At 39.2% G+C, this 16323-nt stretch carries 20 protein-coding genes and 1 pseudogene; 2 read left to right on the forward strand and 19 right to left on the reverse strand.

Annotated features, from left to right (window positions below; translation table 11 throughout):
* Both RTK36_RS02495 and RTK36_RS02500 read left to right on the forward strand, forming a co-directional pair.
* The coding region (locus tag RTK36_RS02495; protein WP_312043995.1) for a M56 family metallopeptidase at positions 1–1101 on the forward strand (1101 nt) is incomplete at its 5' end.
* 15 nt (positions 1102–1116) lie between these two features.
* Positions 1117–1374 (forward strand): hypothetical protein, encoded by a 258-nt coding sequence (locus tag RTK36_RS02500; protein WP_312043997.1) that lies wholly within the window; start codon positions 1117–1119, stop codon positions 1372–1374.
* 402 nt (positions 1375–1776) lie between these two features.
* On the opposite strand, the gene mmuM is transcribed toward RTK36_RS02500, so the two are convergent.
* The 19 genes and pseudogenes from mmuM to RTK36_RS02600 all read right to left on the reverse strand — a co-directional run bounded on the left by mmuM (position 1777) and on the right by RTK36_RS02600 (position 16290).
* Positions 1777–2712, reverse strand: coding sequence for a homocysteine S-methyltransferase (gene mmuM, locus RTK36_RS02505; RefSeq protein WP_312043999.1), 936 nt, complete (start codon positions 2710–2712; stop codon positions 1777–1779).
* A gap of 725 nt (positions 2713–3437) precedes the next feature.
* Positions 3438–3845: a BlaI/MecI/CopY family transcriptional regulator gene (locus RTK36_RS02510; protein WP_312044001.1), complete on the reverse strand. Its 408-nt coding sequence runs from the start codon at positions 3843–3845 to the stop codon at positions 3438–3440.
* 509 nt (positions 3846–4354) lie between these two features.
* Positions 4355–4651, reverse strand: a complete 297-nt coding sequence (locus RTK36_RS02515; protein ID WP_312044003.1) for a hypothetical protein — start codon at positions 4649–4651, stop codon at positions 4355–4357.
* Positions 4644–4955 carry a serine/threonine protein kinase gene (locus RTK36_RS02520; protein ID WP_312044005.1) on the reverse strand — a complete coding sequence of 104 codons (312 nt, stop codon included), beginning with the start codon at positions 4953–4955 and terminating at the stop codon, positions 4644–4646. The genes RTK36_RS02515 and RTK36_RS02520 overlap by 8 nt, the downstream gene beginning before the upstream one ends.
* Before the next feature lie 98 nt (positions 4956–5053).
* Complete coding sequence (locus RTK36_RS02525; protein ID WP_312044007.1) at positions 5054–6778, reverse strand: DUF6273 domain-containing protein; 1725 nt, start codon at positions 6776–6778, stop codon at positions 5054–5056.
* Positions 6779–6808: 30 nt separating this feature from the next.
* Positions 6809–7144, reverse strand: coding sequence for a hypothetical protein (locus RTK36_RS02530; protein ID WP_312044009.1), 336 nt, complete (start codon positions 7142–7144; stop codon positions 6809–6811).
* Positions 7137–7682 (reverse strand): putative phage tail protein, encoded by a 546-nt coding sequence (locus tag RTK36_RS02535; RefSeq protein ID WP_312044011.1) that lies wholly within the window; start codon positions 7680–7682, stop codon positions 7137–7139. Before RTK36_RS02535 ends, RTK36_RS02530 begins: the two co-directional genes overlap by 8 nt.
* Positions 7675–8736: a baseplate J/gp47 family protein gene (locus RTK36_RS02540; RefSeq protein ID WP_312044012.1), complete on the reverse strand. Its 1062-nt coding sequence runs from the start codon at positions 8734–8736 to the stop codon at positions 7675–7677. The genes RTK36_RS02535 and RTK36_RS02540 overlap by 8 nt, the downstream gene beginning before the upstream one ends.
* Positions 8729–9130, reverse strand: coding sequence for a DUF2634 domain-containing protein (locus tag RTK36_RS02545; RefSeq protein ID WP_312044013.1), 402 nt, complete (start codon positions 9128–9130; stop codon positions 8729–8731). The genes RTK36_RS02540 and RTK36_RS02545 overlap by 8 nt, the downstream gene beginning before the upstream one ends.
* The gene (locus RTK36_RS02550) at positions 9127–9537 is read right to left on the reverse strand and encodes a DUF2577 domain-containing protein (RefSeq protein ID WP_312044015.1); all 411 of its coding nucleotides are present in this window, start codon (positions 9535–9537) and stop codon (positions 9127–9129) included. Before RTK36_RS02550 ends, RTK36_RS02545 begins: the two co-directional genes overlap by 4 nt.
* Positions 9530–10353 (reverse strand): annotated as a pseudogene (locus RTK36_RS02555) (XkdQ/YqbQ family protein). Before RTK36_RS02555 ends, RTK36_RS02550 begins: the two are co-directional and overlap by 8 nt.
* Before the next feature lie 97 nt (positions 10354–10450).
* Entirely contained in the window at positions 10451–11110 is a 660-nt protein-coding gene (locus tag RTK36_RS02565) for a LysM peptidoglycan-binding domain-containing protein (RefSeq protein ID WP_331654928.1), read from the reverse strand.
* A complete protein-coding gene (locus tag RTK36_RS02570; RefSeq protein ID WP_312044023.1) occupies positions 11103–12788 on the reverse strand; it encodes a hypothetical protein in 1686 nt (561 codons plus the stop codon). Before RTK36_RS02570 ends, RTK36_RS02565 begins: the two co-directional genes overlap by 8 nt.
* Positions 12789–13069: 281 nt before the next feature.
* On the reverse strand, positions 13070–13489 hold the full coding sequence (locus RTK36_RS02575) for a phage tail assembly chaperone (RefSeq protein ID WP_312044025.1): 420 nt from the start codon (positions 13487–13489) through the stop codon (positions 13070–13072).
* Positions 13490–13508: 19 nt separating this feature from the next.
* Positions 13509–13979, reverse strand: a complete 471-nt coding sequence (locus RTK36_RS02580) for a phage tail tube protein (RefSeq protein WP_066048144.1) — start codon at positions 13977–13979, stop codon at positions 13509–13511.
* 16 nt (positions 13980–13995) lie between these two features.
* The gene (locus RTK36_RS02585; protein WP_312044027.1) at positions 13996–15294 is read right to left on the reverse strand and encodes a phage tail sheath family protein; all 1299 of its coding nucleotides are present in this window, start codon (positions 15292–15294) and stop codon (positions 13996–13998) included.
* Positions 15295–15483: a hypothetical protein gene (locus RTK36_RS02590; RefSeq protein ID WP_312044029.1), complete on the reverse strand. Its 189-nt coding sequence runs from the start codon at positions 15481–15483 to the stop codon at positions 15295–15297. It lies immediately after the preceding gene.
* Complete coding sequence (locus RTK36_RS02595) at positions 15455–15880, reverse strand: phage tail terminator family protein (protein ID WP_312044031.1); 426 nt, start codon at positions 15878–15880, stop codon at positions 15455–15457. Before RTK36_RS02595 ends, RTK36_RS02590 begins: the two co-directional genes overlap by 29 nt.
* Positions 15877–16290: an HK97 gp10 family phage protein gene (locus RTK36_RS02600; protein WP_312044033.1), complete on the reverse strand. Its 414-nt coding sequence runs from the start codon at positions 16288–16290 to the stop codon at positions 15877–15879. Before RTK36_RS02600 ends, RTK36_RS02595 begins: the two co-directional genes overlap by 4 nt.
* Between the last annotated feature and the right edge of the window lie 33 nt (positions 16291–16323).

A 16323-nucleotide genomic window follows, 5' to 3' on the forward strand; every position in this document is an offset into this window, starting at 1 on the left:
ATTTTTATCATTTTTCTATCTATCATGAGAAAACAAACCGGGTTTATTGCCCACTTTAGCGTTGCACCGTTGCTTCTATTTTTAGGAGTCTGTCTATTTCGCTTATGCTTTGTTTTTGAGCTTCCCAATGCCATTGTAATTCAATCCCAATATATGTTTCCAGCAATTATTGATGGTTTGACAATGGGTTTCTTCTCAATTATGGGTTATGAGCTTTCTATTCTTGACATACTTCTATTCATTTGGATCGCAGGTGCCGTATTCTTTGTTGTAAAATACATGATTGAAGCAAAACGATTGAAAAATATTCTCCGTATGAAAACAGCCCTAAAAAATCAATGTGCGATTAAGATTATGAATGAAGTTCTATCTCATTCTAAGAAGAAACCCAAGGTTGAGTTGGTTGAACTGCCCGGTATTCCATCTCCAATGGTTTCCGGATATTTTCATCCTACCATCTACTTACCTGCAATCCCTTTTACTGAGGACGAGTTGCGCTGTATTCTTTTGCATGAACTAACTCACTTTTTAAACAAAGACGCGTGGATAAAATTATTTATGCATTTTATTTGCGCCATTTTTTGGTGGAACCCCATGGTACATATTTTAAAAGGGAACTTGGTTCATATTCTGGAGTTACGCTGTGATGCAAAGCTGATTTCCCAATTAAATGAGGAAGAAAAGCTGAAATATTTGGAATCCATCACGATGGTTCTGAGATATCAGCTTTCTAGCAGACAAGCCCTACAGCCAACAATGGATGCAGCTACCACATCGGTATTAGTGAATGCAGGTCAAATGAGTAATGTGGAACAACGATTTCATCTGATTCTTGAAAAGGATTATGCAAAGAAATATCAGCCTATGGTATATGGTGTTTATACTTTAATCACCATACTGTTTCTTGCGTCTAATCTTTTTGTCATTCAGCCAGTATATTCTTGTGATGATACTGGTACATTTACTATTACACCTAAAGCTGCATATTTGCAGGACAATCATGATGGTACTTTTTCATTGTTCGTTAATGAGGAATTTGTGAATGTACTAGATAAAGAATATCTACAGAATGACCCTTTTGCTTCATTACCAGTTAAATAATTTAGGAGGAATATTATGCTAAAGAAAACATTACTTATTTCTTGTTTTAGCCTTACCTTGCTTGCGGGAAATGTATCTGCACCAGCTTATGTAGCTTATGGTGCAGATACAGCGGATTTTGTCTCAAAGGGGGACATGGATGAAATTGTAATTAGACCAATGGCAGAACAAACAGAATGGAGGTACCGTGTTGTTAATGGGGACTTACAGCAAAGATTATGGTCTCTTACTTGGGGAAAATGGCTTACAGAATGGGAATGGGTATTACCTTGATAATTTATTTTAGAGCAATATTGAAACTAAAAATATAGCAGGGCAGAAAATTTCAAATTGATATTCCTTAAGCAGACTTCATAATCGAAAATATGTGCTAGTCTGCTTTTTAATGCCCTTTTATTATTACTTTGCTCATCAAAGATGTTGTTACAATACAAATTGGATATTGGTTATTTGTAACTTAACAGGTACTCGCTTTACTTCAATCAAAACAAGAATTGAAAAGTTCAATCTTTCTGAATGATTTCAAATAATGAACAGGGTGTTTATTTGGGTCATATTACTTGACCAAATCTAAACCACATACAAAAAGCACTCAAGATTTAATTGTATATCTTGAATGCTTTTTTTGAATTTCGGATAATTTACATAAAATAATTTTATTTGCTTTTAGGTTGTCTATTCTCTTCCCCAAAGGGCAATCTGGCGAATATCATCAGGCGTTGTTCTGCAACAACCACCAATCAGTTGAGCACCCTTTTCAAACCAATGCTTCGCAATATCACCATAACACATTCCTGTTGAACTGCCATGCCAAGTTTTTGTTACTGCATCATATTGTTCTCCCGAATTTGGATAAACAATGATGGGCTTATTTGATCCCTTGCGAATTTCTAAAATAAGAGACTCCACAAATTCCGGCGCTGTGCAGTTTATACCAATCGCCGCCACTTGGGGAAATCCATCCAGTAAACGGGCACAGTCCTCTATCCGCTCCCCGCTGTTAATGCAAGTGCCGTCCTTGGCACTAAAACTTATCCATGAAGTCATTTCAGGATGCTCTTCCAAAACATTCACAATTGCCTCTGCCTCAATGAAGCAAGGAATCGTTTCACAGGCCAATATATCAGGCTTTGCTTCAACTAACGTTGCCATTCTTTCTCGGTGAAAATCTTCTAATTCCTCTCTGGTCAGTCCATAATTCCCTCTATACTCAGAACCATCAGCAACAAAAGCACCGTATGGGCCCACAGACGCCGCAACTAACGGTCTAGGCCGATTTTTCCGATTTACAGGGTCAGCCCAAAAATTATCTCTTACTTTCGTTGCAATACTCACGGAAAGTTGAATAAGCTCCTTTGCCTCCTGCTTCGTCAGCCCTCGCCTCATAAACCCTTCGAACGTCGCTTGATAACTGGCAGTGATGGCACAATCAGCCCCCGCTTTAAAGTAATCTTCATGTACAGCTCCAATCATATCAGGATTTTCCATAAGAACCTTTGCCGACCAAAGGGGATCATTCAAGTCACAACCACGTCGTTCCAGTTCAGTGGAAAAGGCTCCATCTAATATCATCAATGGATATTCAGCCAAAATTCGTTCAATAGGGTTCATAAAGGGCCTCCTTGTAAATTGTAATACTTTTGTCTTTTTCAAATAAATCAATGTTGTCTCCTAAATTAAAGAGACATATTGAAATTTCCGTCGCAATACTAAAAAGGTAATACCTTGTCTAAATTTTAACCTTGAATTACTTTCAAAACGAAAAAACTCTTTCAAAAAATTGAAAGAGCAAAATACTATCAAGTAAATAAACACCTTTTTTAATCTGTCAAACTCGATAAGCATTTTGTGGTAATTTCATAAAGCTTACCATATAACCCCTATTGACGTCAACCGCATGAAAGGAAGCATCCATATTCTTTATTTTAAGTACATTGAGAAAGAATTATATCTTGGTATTCTTTCTGAATATATAAAAATTAAGAAGCAATATTCTTTATTTGCCTTCTGGATAATACCACGAAAAGAATCTTGCTTCTAAATAATTATTTTATTTTCTACTATCAGTCTGGATTATTTGTTTTCAGAGCTGTACTATGAATCTAAAATAGGCTATAAAAAATAGTTTTGGGTTTATGTCCTTCATATTGCGAATCTACGGCAAAATGAAGAATAGATAAGATAGTGAAATTACATGTGTTTGAAAAAAGTTCTTCTCTCAAAAACATAAACAAGTCCTTCGATCAAAGGCAAACAATAAAATATGTCCTAAACAAAGTAGTACTCATAATCTATGAGACAGCATTGTATTTAAAAAAGCAAAATAACCATAAATTTTATTTTAATTCTTTTCGCTTCTTATTTAATAACTCTTCTAAGCTATCAATAATATCACTATCAATTTCCTCACTTTGAATAAATGCAGATACAAAATCAACTAAAGACGCACCTTTTGATTGTTGATAACAGCGACTGTTTTGAAATTGCAGTACAAAATATTCCTCTTCAGAAAATGAAGGCGAGAAGGTTCTTCCATAATTTTTCCCTGTTTTAATAAATCCATATACCTGAATGGCACCTTTTTCCAAAAGTTGATTTAATAAAATGTGAATAGAACTGGCTTTCCAAGAACGGTCTGTTGAAAGATTTATAATGTCTGAACGAGATAAAGGCCGATTCTCTTTCCATAAAAGATTCATTATTTCCTGTTCATTCTTCGTAAGGACATGTGATTTACCTTGCATATTTTTTCCCCTTTCCTCTAGTCTAAGAATTTAAACATTCCTAATATTTTAATATATTACCTATAATAAGTCAATGATAATCCAAAACATTTATTTATTAATATTTATTTTTAGATAAAATATTATCAAGTTATATTTTATATTACATTTGATAGATTTATTTTTCTAAATAAAACATTTTTTTCCAAAAATGAGATTATTTAGTTTGCTAAGACAGCAATTTATTATTTAAAACTATTGTTTATATTTTTCTACGCAAGCTTTTAACAAAAAATCTTATTTGTTTATTCTCGTTAGAGTATAAGACAATCTATTTTCCCGCGTTTTAAAGAGTCTTCATCATCTGGCAATCCCCCTCGTTTTATGTTCTTTACAATTAAACAATAAAAATCACCTAGATATGGTCAAAAAACTGTTTTTCACTCAGGTGGTGGTAACCAAAATAAGTAGTATCATAGAAAAAAATTTGTTTCATTTAAAAGAACTTTATTTCATAAAAATTACTCATTTCATTGGTTTTCTCTTTGCTCACTCTTCCTTTTTTCTCGGCTTTCCTGCCTCCTCTGTATAATTTTGTCCTGTCTGTCCGCCCAACGGTTAAAAATTGTCATAACACCGCAAATGCCCAATTCTGTGCCGAAAACCGTCAGTGCACTCCCAACAATCGTAGAAACATCTACCCCAATATATGCCAAAAGCATGCCCGCAATTACCACCCCAACGCAAAAAAATAATGATGATACCACAATGGTTGTCATGGTATCATCATTAATCCGAAAACGTTTCCGTTTTTTTCGTTCAAACAATTTTCTCCACCGCCTTCCGATGTAGAAAGTTCTTTAAATCATGCTTCACAGTCGTGGTGTAACATAAAGCCTCTGTCATATCCCCGTTGCAATGGGCATCAGGAATACGCTGTACTGCCTTTGCCGTTGCCTCCCCCAAAGCAATAGAGGCATTTACTGCTGTCAAAAGTTTGTACTCCATTTCTTCTCGCTCTTGCTCCCGCATTTGAGCCGCTTTCTCCCGCTTGGATAAGCTCTGCTGTAAGAACCAAATCCCCATGGCGGTTATTAACGCTTGTATCATACCAATCGCTATTACGTCCACACACTTCCCTCCTTTTAAGCAAGAAAGACCCGGATATTCTCCGAGCCTTTTTGAATTTTTTATACTACTGATAATACATTGTACATCTTAAAGGAATATCATTCAAAATTACCTCCTACCGATACAATAAAACAATCGCCTGTAGCACTATTCCGCTTTACTTTAATACGGAAATTGAAACCCCACGCGGTGGCTGTTTTTGTTGTATTTGATAAAAAGAACTTACTACTACCAAGAACGGCATTTGTCACGTCCTCCCAAGTTGGAGAATCGTCATTTCCATTGTTGCAAACCTCAACGGTAAATGTTGCACCTGCTGGAATCTCCCTTGTAACGCTCATAATGGCTTTTGTTACCAAGTCATCAGCCGGAAGAGGTGTTGCAAGGGTCAATTCAATTTCTGTTTCATTCTTGGTGAATGTGTATGTACGGGTTTTCGTACCCCCAATGTTGTCACTAGCTGTAATAGTCATTGTGTGCGACCCATTCAATAGCTTTATCCATTCCGTCGCATTCACATTGAATGAATAACTTTGTCCACTGGTTGCCGTGTAGCTTCGTTTCAGCACACCGTCCATTCTCTCAACAACCGTAATAGTCTGACCGCTGTCAACATCGGTCACAACATAGGACTGATTGAAAGCACCCGTTTTCAACCCTATATTGCCGTCGCTTCCGCTAATTGTTGGTGGTGTATTATTATTAACAGTTCTGGTTGCGCTTGTCTGGTACGCTGATTCTGCACCTGCACTGTCGTATGCCTTAACCCGGTATGCAACAGAGTTCCAGCCGAATGTGATTGAATCGGTGAACATACGGTTTATCCCTTTATAAATTTGTAACCATGATGCACCGTTATTATATTTTCTTTCAAGTATGTAGCCACTCAAATTATTATTAACGTCTGTTGATGTTCCCCAACTAATAGTTAGTGGACTACCTCCATTTACTGTTTCAGGAACAGTAAGTGAACTTGGAGTAGTCGGTGGACTGTTCCATTCGATCGTGTATGCACCAATACTATCTGTACCATCCGAAACTAATATAGAATTAGATACATTACAAATTGGACGTACACCAACCCAACCCCTATAAGCATCTTGACCACTAGCACCACCCGATGAGTATACCATTGATACTGTACTATCAGCACTTGTTGTCATTGGGTCTCGTAACCAATAATACCAAGGCGATGATGCTTGTAAATCACTATGTGCATATTCACTGTTACTTACACAGGAGACTGTAGGATAAGCTAGACGAGACGAATTTGAACTAAATATAGAGAATGGTACATGATTAAAAGACTGAAACCAAGTAGAAAGACCCATCTCTATATTTGATGCAAGAAAAATTTTATCTGAGGTTATATCATAGCCACCGCCATCAGACTCTACTCTACCTGTTGTTATAGATGTAGTTAATAGACAAGTCTTCATATTTGATGAAAAACCTGATAGAAACCCAATCTCGCCATCATACTCATTCTGTGCCCCATAAACATAAGTAATACTTGGGGGAGTATCATAACTATGTTTAGCCGAATACCAAGATTGATATGAACTATTTAACCAACTTCGTATATTACTGTAATAATATCTACAATTGCCATCTGTACGTCGGTCTTCAATGTCACTTGATGGCTCTCTTGCATCAAAACATTTTATCGTAAGAATTTTATCTGACATTAATGTCACAGAATTATCAGGATAACCACTATGGTTTTTATCAATAACTTTCCAAACAATTGGCTCACCATTATAAGTTGTCCCGGTGTCCTTGATAAGCGTACCAACTGGTAATGAACTTAAAACTTTTGCCATTATTTTTGCTCTCCTCTCCCACTATAAAAATTAACATTCTATTCTTTGTTGTACACTGTTCCAAACTCCCTTAACAACAGTTATACCGTTAAGAGAATCACAAGAAACAAGATATGGGTTTCCTGTTATATTGCTGAATACAGCATCTTCCAACCTATCTATTCTGCTGTTCAAAGCAATATACTTTTTAGCCACCTGTAACATTTCCCTCTGAAGCTTTTCTATGTCCACCGATAATTGTGGGTCATTTCTTGCCTCAACTATAGCGGCATCAATTTTATCCATATTCTTATTCTGCACCTCTACATTATAAAAATCACTCTGGGCCGGCTTTTCCAGATTATAATTTGCCGTAAAATCAGCCATTCCCAAATGCCTCCTCTCTCAAACCATTATGGGTGTATGCCCTCATTGCCCCATGGGTCAACTGTCGTAGTTCTTGATGTTGGTTGTACAGCAATTCCACAGTCAGTAACATATTCATGGGCACAATACGCTCCAGCATCTCCCCAACGGCTTCCACATTCTTTTTGTTTGTCAACTCCAGCTTTGCTTTTAGGCTGAAAGCGCCATAATTGATTTCCAGCCGATACCCTTTTTCCCCACAAAGAATAGAAAGCTGACTTTGTAGCGTCCGTAACGTATAAGGCAGATTCTCGTTGTACCTTGCCATTAACCGAAACTTCCGCTCCTCTAAAGTCTCCGTGGCTTTGGGGGTAATTTTTAGCATACGCTCTCGCCTTGCTACCCCTGTTTTGGTGGCCGTATCAATAAATTGATTATCTAAAACCTGCTCCATCTCTTCCCATAAAAAAAGAAGCTCAGGATTTTCAGCTTTTGCCAGCTTTTCAAACTCCTTCACTTCTTTTAGCAGGTCAGGAAAATAACTCTGTATTTCAGCCATGGAACTCACCCCTTACAGGAATGCAGTTCTCTTCTAGCATCAAGTTTTTTGCCTCCCCGTTAATGGTTGTATTCCCAATATCCAAAATCCCATCCATATCCAATAATCTGGATTCAATCTGAGAAATTCGTACCACAAGATTTCCACCGTCCGCCCAGCCTTTATTTAATTCCAAAAAGTAACGGTCTAAGCTTTCCTCAATATAAGGCTTACACTCTACAAAGCTCCATCCACTTTCATAAGTAATGGTACTAGCAATAGCAATGGGAGTTTCTGTCACCCCTTCGATGGTCACCACATGGTCAATGGGGGCAATGCCCAAGCCGTCCCCTGCATTTTGGATAGGGTCAACGGTAGTCTGCACATCCTCAATCAGGCTCTGACTGGGCTTCTGATACTGTGAGTTCATCACTACACACTTCACCGTTCCCCCACCATTCCAAGCACGATACACCTTACAGCCCCCCACGCCGGATATAGCATTGATTTTTTCCAGATAATCAGCCCGATTTCCTCCAAATGCCTGTCTGTCAAAGCTATTTAGGTATCGTTTCCGCAGGCTTTCTGTGCTTTCCCCATCCTCTCCGGGAGTCAGCACCTCCACTAATTCAGCCTTGGTCAATCCTTGGATATACTGAATGGGAATCAGCGTACCCAAGTTATGATTTGCATCGCTTCCAACCGATTCGCAGATGACCTTATATGTAAATTCTTGAGCAGAAATTACCTCAGTCACATGATAGTTAAAATTTTCTAAATTAAACCGACTGCCTACCGGGACGGCGCAATTAAAAACTGCCTTTCCAATGGCTTTTGTGGATTCATAGGGTGTTATCCCTCTTTCCTTTGCTCTAAGAATCAAATATTCCCTGCTTGCCGTATCTGCAAAAGTTTCATTCAGAACAATATCAAGGTCAATATACATCTGGCAAAGCTCCGCCGCCGCAGGGGCAAGGGCATCATAAATAATGCTCCCTTCTCTCTTATCTATATCAGAGGAAACACGACTCAGCATACGGTCTAATACCGTCTCAAACGTCATTTCTTCATACATTTACACTCACCTCGCTTTCAAAAATTCCAACTTTAGAATCCACCGTAAAAGTCACTTGAAGGGTATTCCTTGTTTTCTCAAAAGAAAAATCCCGAACCTTGTGAATGCGGTCATCTTGTAACAAAGCCTCTTCAATCCTTCTTTTTACCTCAGGATAAACAGTGGTCATTTGTTTTCCAAATAATCCGTTAAGCTCTGATCCATAATTCCAAGAATAAATCATCCAAGCATACCGCTCCGTCAGCAGTGCCTTATAAACAGCCTGCTTCACTGCTTCCACCCCATCACAGTATCCAATAATCCGATTGTTTTCTCTGTCCAAACGATAGGTTTTTGAGGGTAATGGCAGCCTTACAAAGGTATTTGCCAACTCTTCGTTTACTTTTGGTGTCATAACGTGCCACCTCCTACTATATCCAGTACTATAAATTTTTGTCCTCCATGCGCCCGTAGTAAAATAACATAATCCCCAACCTTCAGCTTGTTGTGTATGGTAAAGCTTTTTGTTCCTACATAAGCATGGTTATGGGTATGGGGCTGGGTTGTTCTAGTGCTGCTGTCATCCTGATAGGTGTGACTGTGGGTATGGGTTTCTGTGATATGGTTCACCGTCATATTGACCGAGTAGTCTACCACTGCCTTTGTTAAAATTAAAAAGGACTCCGTCAAGGTGATCTTGGAGTCCAATTTAATCTTAAGCGGTGTCGCAGAAACCACCTCTCCAATGATAATATCCATTGGCTTAGAGGAATCCATTTGGTCTTTTGCCGCCTTTTTAATCAATTGTGCCAACTCAGACAAGAATTTCTCCTCCTCTCAAGGTAAGATCCATCAAATGCATATCATCTCGAAAGGTATGGGTTACCTTCTCGCAGACAAAGTAATGATTCACATTAATATCTCCTAGCTTTAATGACACCCGAAGGCTGCATCCTGCGCGGACATTGGGTGAGCCAAAGGCATTTTTGATGCTTAGCGTTCGTGTTTTACGGTTGTAAAGATCCAAGAGGGCGTTTGCCTTCTCCTTTACTCCCACATCCGTTTTTGATTTTTCATAATACTGTAAAACACCCCATTTTTTAATATTTTCCTCATCCTGCACCGTGACTCCATCTTGAAGCCCTTTTTTCTCCTTGCTATCAAAAGCAATCTTAATCTGGTTATAGGTTTCCCCATCAATACTGCTGACATAATCAAAATTCTCCGCCGTTTTCTCATCCAGTAAAATGTCCAGCTTCATATCCTCAATATTTTTTAAGGTCAGCTTGCCAAAATCATCATACAGAACATAGAGCTTTTTGGTATTCATTAAAGTCGTATCCAGCACTTCTTGAATCATATCAAATAAGGTTTTATTATCCAGAACCCCTTTTTCAATGATATATTTGGTATCCGCAATTTCACCCCTTTCAAGTGAAAAATACTTTGCAACTCTGTCAATAAATTCTGTTGCGGTCAATTTTTCAAATACCTCAACTGGTCATAAGCAGTTACACTGATGATCTCGCCTTTGCTCCTTTTTTTCTGAAAAACATAGCCCCAAAAAACTGGTTCTTCACCCACGGAAAGCTTTACTAAGTTCCCTTCGTGAAAATTAAGCTCGCCCTCCTTTACCACATCAAAAGTTAAGCTTCCAGGTGTACCCGCTCGCTCTGTTGACCATTTAATATCCCCTGTGACAATAGGCGTATATTCTTTGTTTCCATTTACAATCTTAAGTACTACCAAGATGAATCACCTGCCCCGGATAAATAAGATTTGCATTGGGAATGCCATTTAACTTGGCAATTTCCTTATACTTTGCACCATCTCCTAATTGTGCCTTACAAATTTTCCAAAGGCTATCCCCTTTCTTTACAGTATATACACTGTTTGTCTTCTTGTCGCTCTTGCGCTCTGTCACTTCTTTTACAACAACACCATCCTCAGTCATCTGCACAGGTTCAACATGAGTATTTTTCAGCTTATTGTACTGTTTTAGCGTTACATTAGCGATATAATCCAGACCGTTGCCTGTATCCTCTGTAATGGTATAGTCCTCTAGGGTTACCGTTTCACTGGTTTGGTATTCTGTTTTTCCATTGGGTAGTATTCGATGGACATCAAATTGAAACGACTCTTTATCTGTTTTCATCAATTTTAGTGCATCAATGTACACCTGTGCAGTTTGAAACCCATCAGGGTAATGAGCAAATGGATATTTTGCATGGGGAATCAAAAACTCAAAGCTGAATTCCGTTAACCCTGGCGTTCTAATAAAAGTGATTTCACTTCCATCAATTAATTCCATTGTTTTATTATTATTTTTTGATTTCATAGTGATTTTACTTGGAGCTACAGGAAGGGTGATCTCCCCAAAACTAACCTTATACAATGGCATGCACCTCCTCTGCCTGGGTAAAGATCGCCTCACGGAGCACATCTGTGAACTTATTCATCACGCCGTCAATGTCCATATCAGAATTGATTGTTGCTTCATTTTTAAAATCCACACTTACCTGAGCCGTGGTAAAACGGTTGATGGCATCTCGTTCTGAAATATCTCGAAGATACCTTATATCTTCTTGTGAAATTTCCATGTTATCTGTCATAGCTCCTGTATTTGCTGCAGTATTAGCCGTGTTTTGTAAAAGCTGATCCATACCGCCGTCCCCAGCTGTATCACCGCCAAATATACTTGATGAGTTCTCTAGCCCTTCACCCATGTCATACATATTACTAAATGCACCACTATAGTCCTTGTAGTCAAGGGTATGCATTACATCCTTAAAACCAGCTTCATCTTTTATACCCTGTGATTTACTTTCTAAATCGCTAATCATAGTATCCAGATCGCTAAAAAGCTGCAAATCTTTGCCGGTAATCTTATGAAAAACTTCACCAATTGCATCTGCAATTGTTTTCAGTTTTTTTAAAACACAAATTGCTAAATCATAAAACAACACTTTGATGGCTGCAATAGGGTCTTGAAAAGCATTGTGTAAAAAGTTCACAAAAATTGAAATTATATTCCACAAAAAAGCAAAGCTATTAAAAATACTCGCACCCAGAACACCAAATGCCCCCGCAATAATCCCTGTAGCAGAAATACTCGACCCAGTAAATTTGTTAATTGCCGCTACTGCCGCATAAATTATGGCAACTAAAAGAATGATGGCAATAATAATCCATGTTATAGGACAGGTTAAAAGCGCAGTGTTCAGTCCTTCTTGAGCGGCGGTTTGCGCAAACACAGAAGTCGTCCATGCTCCATTAAACGCTGTACCGATTAGCGTTGCACCAGCTTGTAGCACTTGGGCCACCTTACCTGCATCCATGGCAAGATTATACAAATTCATTGCTACCGCTGTCCCTGTCACAACAGGTGCAAGGCTACTCCAGCTATTTGCTAAAAGATCTGTAACCTTTACGGCTTCCACTTGTTCCCCCGTCACACCAGACCAAACAGAGCCTAAAACTTGAGAAAGACCACTAAATTTCGAATCTATCTCATCCGCGGCAGCAAACATTGAATTTTTCATCTCATCGGTAGAAGTATAACCTTGTGGTATTACACTGCTTAATGTATCTACAGCCCCATTGACTTTATCGTTCTTTGCCTGTTTCGCATTTTCCTCAGGAAATTCCGAACCTGTACCAAGGCTCAAATTTGTACCATTATCCCCTGCTCCAGACGAAACATTAGAACTCCCCAGGACGTTCTGTCCCATTGTAGGAAGATCTGCCCCGCTGTTACTATCTAGTATGCTGCTTGCCTTTTCCTGATTAGAAAATATACCTTCCGATATTTCTGCGCCTGCACTCATTGTTTTGTTGAATTTTTTCTGTTGTTCCCCCGCCGCTTTGATAGAATCTTGTATTTGCTGAAATGATGACCTTGTCATGTTCAACTCTTCCCTGCCTTCTCTCAAAGAATTGGTATCAATACAATTGGAAGATGCCCGCTCCAGGGTTTCAAAACCAAGAACGGCTCGATTTAAAGCATTGGCAATGTCTAATAACCCTGGTGTCGCCCCGTCAAACAATTGAATCGAGGTTTTAATCGTTCCCATTTTCTCACCTTCTTTCCAAACAATAGAAAAGCATCCGCTAAATGTCGAATGCTTTTCTGATGTCATTATTTATTTCCCAAGAAATTTTTGCATAAATGCTAGTCTAATTTACCTTTTCTTCATTTTTTTGGATTCTCTTTTTTCTTTCTCCGCCTTCAGCTGAATAGAAGCAATCAGAAAAGCCTTTTCTTCTCTTGGGAGTTTTAAAAATTGTGAGGGCAATAGGTGAAGCTGATGCAAGCAATAATATGCATAGTTGCTTTCCCCGTCACCCCCGTCAATTAGTTTTTTGCCTCTTCCACCAATTCATCCATAGAGGAATCATATCCATTTAACTCTTGAACCTTGGAAACATATTGGGTGTATTCCCCTGCATGAAGCATAGTTTTCAGCAAATTGTCCGCTCCCATCACGCCATATCCGTTTTGCAACTCTACGTCATTCAAATTGGGATAAACAGTACAAGAAACCGCTAACAAACCCAAATACTTATTTAAATCCGTTTCCTGGCTAAACTGACCTTTTCTACCAGGAATAGGCATCCTTTTGGTACAGGCCTTGCGGATTGCCTCATCCTCATCTGCCGTAATGGTTCTCAGTTCCCATTGCACAGGCTTTCCGTCCTCACCAATAAAACGTCTGCTAGCTACCACCTTGCAGGTATCGTCCTTCACAGGATTCAAAAATGCTGATAAATTCATATATCATTCCTCCTCTTTTTTACATTCCACTTAGCATCTGAAATGTTTCGGGCATTTCAAAGCTTTCATAGGTGAACTCCATTTCCTCGTCTAAATATTCGCCATCAGCGTCAAATTTGGCAATCACCATACTGTCGATGTTGCAATCACGTAGGATAATTGTCTGTCGACCAACGTTAGAGGTAGGGTCTTCGTTGGTAATCTGCATATCAAAGTAAACATCCTCCCCAGTATCCTGATAACGCTTCATCAATTCACGGAAGATTGATGTGTTATAGTGGAAGGTAGCACTGCCTGTACCATTTGCCCCCACTGCCTTATGTCCTTTGTTCATTCTACCTAAAATAGGAACTTCCGCCTTTGTTTTCTCCATCTTTGCCTCTACAGAAATGGCACTCATAAAGTTGTAACGGTTCCCTTCAATGGTAATGAAGCATTCTGCCTTTTTTGCAGAAATAGCATCCTTGCTCAGCATTGTAATATTGCTCATCTCTCTGCCTCCTCTCTTATTCAACAACAACAGTCATATACAATTTGGTCATGGCGCAAACAGGCGTCACAGGATTGACCACAACAACAGATTTTTTATCATTACCTTTTTTTACAATCAATTCATCAGAAACGAAGTTTTCAATAGCCTGAATCTGTTCCATCTGTTTATTGTAGGAAACCAAATCGTTCCAAAATGCAATTCTGCCCGATTCATTGTTCTGAACCTTTCCCATATAACGTGTGTTAAAAAGCACAGCAATATCGTTGCCGATTTGGTCAAGAACTCTTATAACCTGATTGCTTGTAAAATCCTCATTTTTGTCTGTGGTACAGGAAACAAAGCTATTAATATCATCTAAAACTCTTACTTCATCCCCGATTTTATGAAATACAAATTCACCTGCATCCAGTGCCGCTGCATACTGGCTCTGCTTGTAGGCTGTATCAACTGAAAACTCGCCGTCATACTCCTTATTGGCAACGGATTTGTTTACAGCACAGCCTGCAGTTGCTCCTGTCAGCCAATAAACAAGGCTGGTTTCATCCCCATCTGTCACCTTATTCTTCAGGTTGATGATACCTTCGTAATCTGCCGCCTTGTTGAACAAAACGGTCTGAAATTTAATACCCATTTCATCTCTTAAACGTTTGGTAAAGGCAACAAATAGCCCCTTAATGCTCTCCTCCTTGGAAAGACAACCCAAAGTGTTAAAGCTATAAGCTTCCGCCTTATCTAAAAACGTCTGATAGGATGCACCTGTGGTTTGACCGTTTGTACCACCAGTCAAAGGAATTGCAGCAGCTTCCTCCAAAGCCCCGTCCTTCTTGAACACAACAAAATCATTATCCTTTAGGTCTGCCGCCTCTGCCACAGTCTGAATATCCACCTTTGTGTTTTCCAATAACGTAACCACATCAAATTTTGTAGGCTCGTCCACATTTGCTGAGATCATAATTTTAATGTCATTGCCACGAATACCACTATACCGGGCTGTTGCAAAGGGGTTCACCGCCTTATTGCCGCTGTTTAAGCGATAAGCGAATAATGTTTTTGCATTGCAGAATAAATCTCGCAGACCCTTGAGTTTTTCATGGCCATACTCGTAACCAAGAATTTTCAAGGAATCCTTTTGAAAATCTCCGTTTTCAATGGTGAAAATTTCATCATCTACCCCCCAATCTAATTCCAATGCCATTGCTGCATATCCTCTGTCTGAAAGTGTTGCAGAAGCTCTTGCCGCTGAAATAAAGTTAATATATGCCCCCGGAAGGGTCTTGTTCTGTACTAAATATGTACCGCCGCCTAATCCCATTTATCTCACCTTTCCTTTCTGAAATTCATCAATCATGTTGTCAATCTCCTTAGAGGTATATACCTTGTCATCCTCCAAAACTGTAAAAAGTAAATCTCCGTACACTGCATATTTCTGACTTTGCAAAATCGCCTCTTTGGAAAAACATCTTTCCTCTTTTTTATTTTCCTCTTTCACTTGCTTTGCCATACACTGTCACCTCTTCCATAAAATCTACTACATCCTGCTCTCGCATCATGGGTATGTTGTAATCTATTACAAAATGCAACACACCGCTGTCCACCCTGTAATTGCCGTTGCGCCCCTGCACCAAATCCCCTCCAAGGGAGATTACATCCAAAAGCTCTCTCAGCTTTTGAGCCACTTCCCAGCATTCGTTGTTACCCCTGCCTGAGGAATACTGTACTTCAAAAGTGGTATTGAGAATAAATCTGTCCCCCAGCTTTGCATTTCGGCTTTGGCTAACACAAAGAATGAAGAAGCAGGGCGAAACTACCTCTGTCGCCTCAGTATAAATTTTATAGGTAGTTTCAGGGAATTCCGTTCGTATTGCTTGTTCAATCCCTGTCATCAATTTGGAAATCATGGGAAACCCCTCCTTAAAACTTCCATCAGCTTTTCTTCTATTGCCTTGTCAGCATCTTGGCACAGTTCCTCTTCCGAAAGATGCAGCATAAAACGTCCGGGTATTAAAGTCTTCCCATCCTCCGCCAAATACCCCCATTCAATGGAATTGGCATAGATGCAACTATTATATACCTCGATGCTGTAGGAGCTACCTTCGTAGCGCACGTTGCCAATGCCCCAACCCGCTCTTATCCCAGAGGAATCCTTGGGGTCTGTGGGTGTGCGCTTCAGCGCCTTAAGCACCAGCCTTGCAGCCATCTCTCGTACCATTTTCTCTTCAAACTTGGGGAATTTATCCCCCTGAAGCTTGTTTACTTCATTCTGCAATTTGGTCAACTGTTTAAAGTCTACTTTAGTCCCTTTTGCCATTTCGCCCACCTAACCTTTGAAATATGCCTTTCA

The sequence above is a fragment of the Anaerotignum sp. genome, from assembly GCF_031981185.1.
Lineage (GTDB): Bacteria > Bacillota > Clostridia > Lachnospirales > Anaerotignaceae > Chakrabartyella.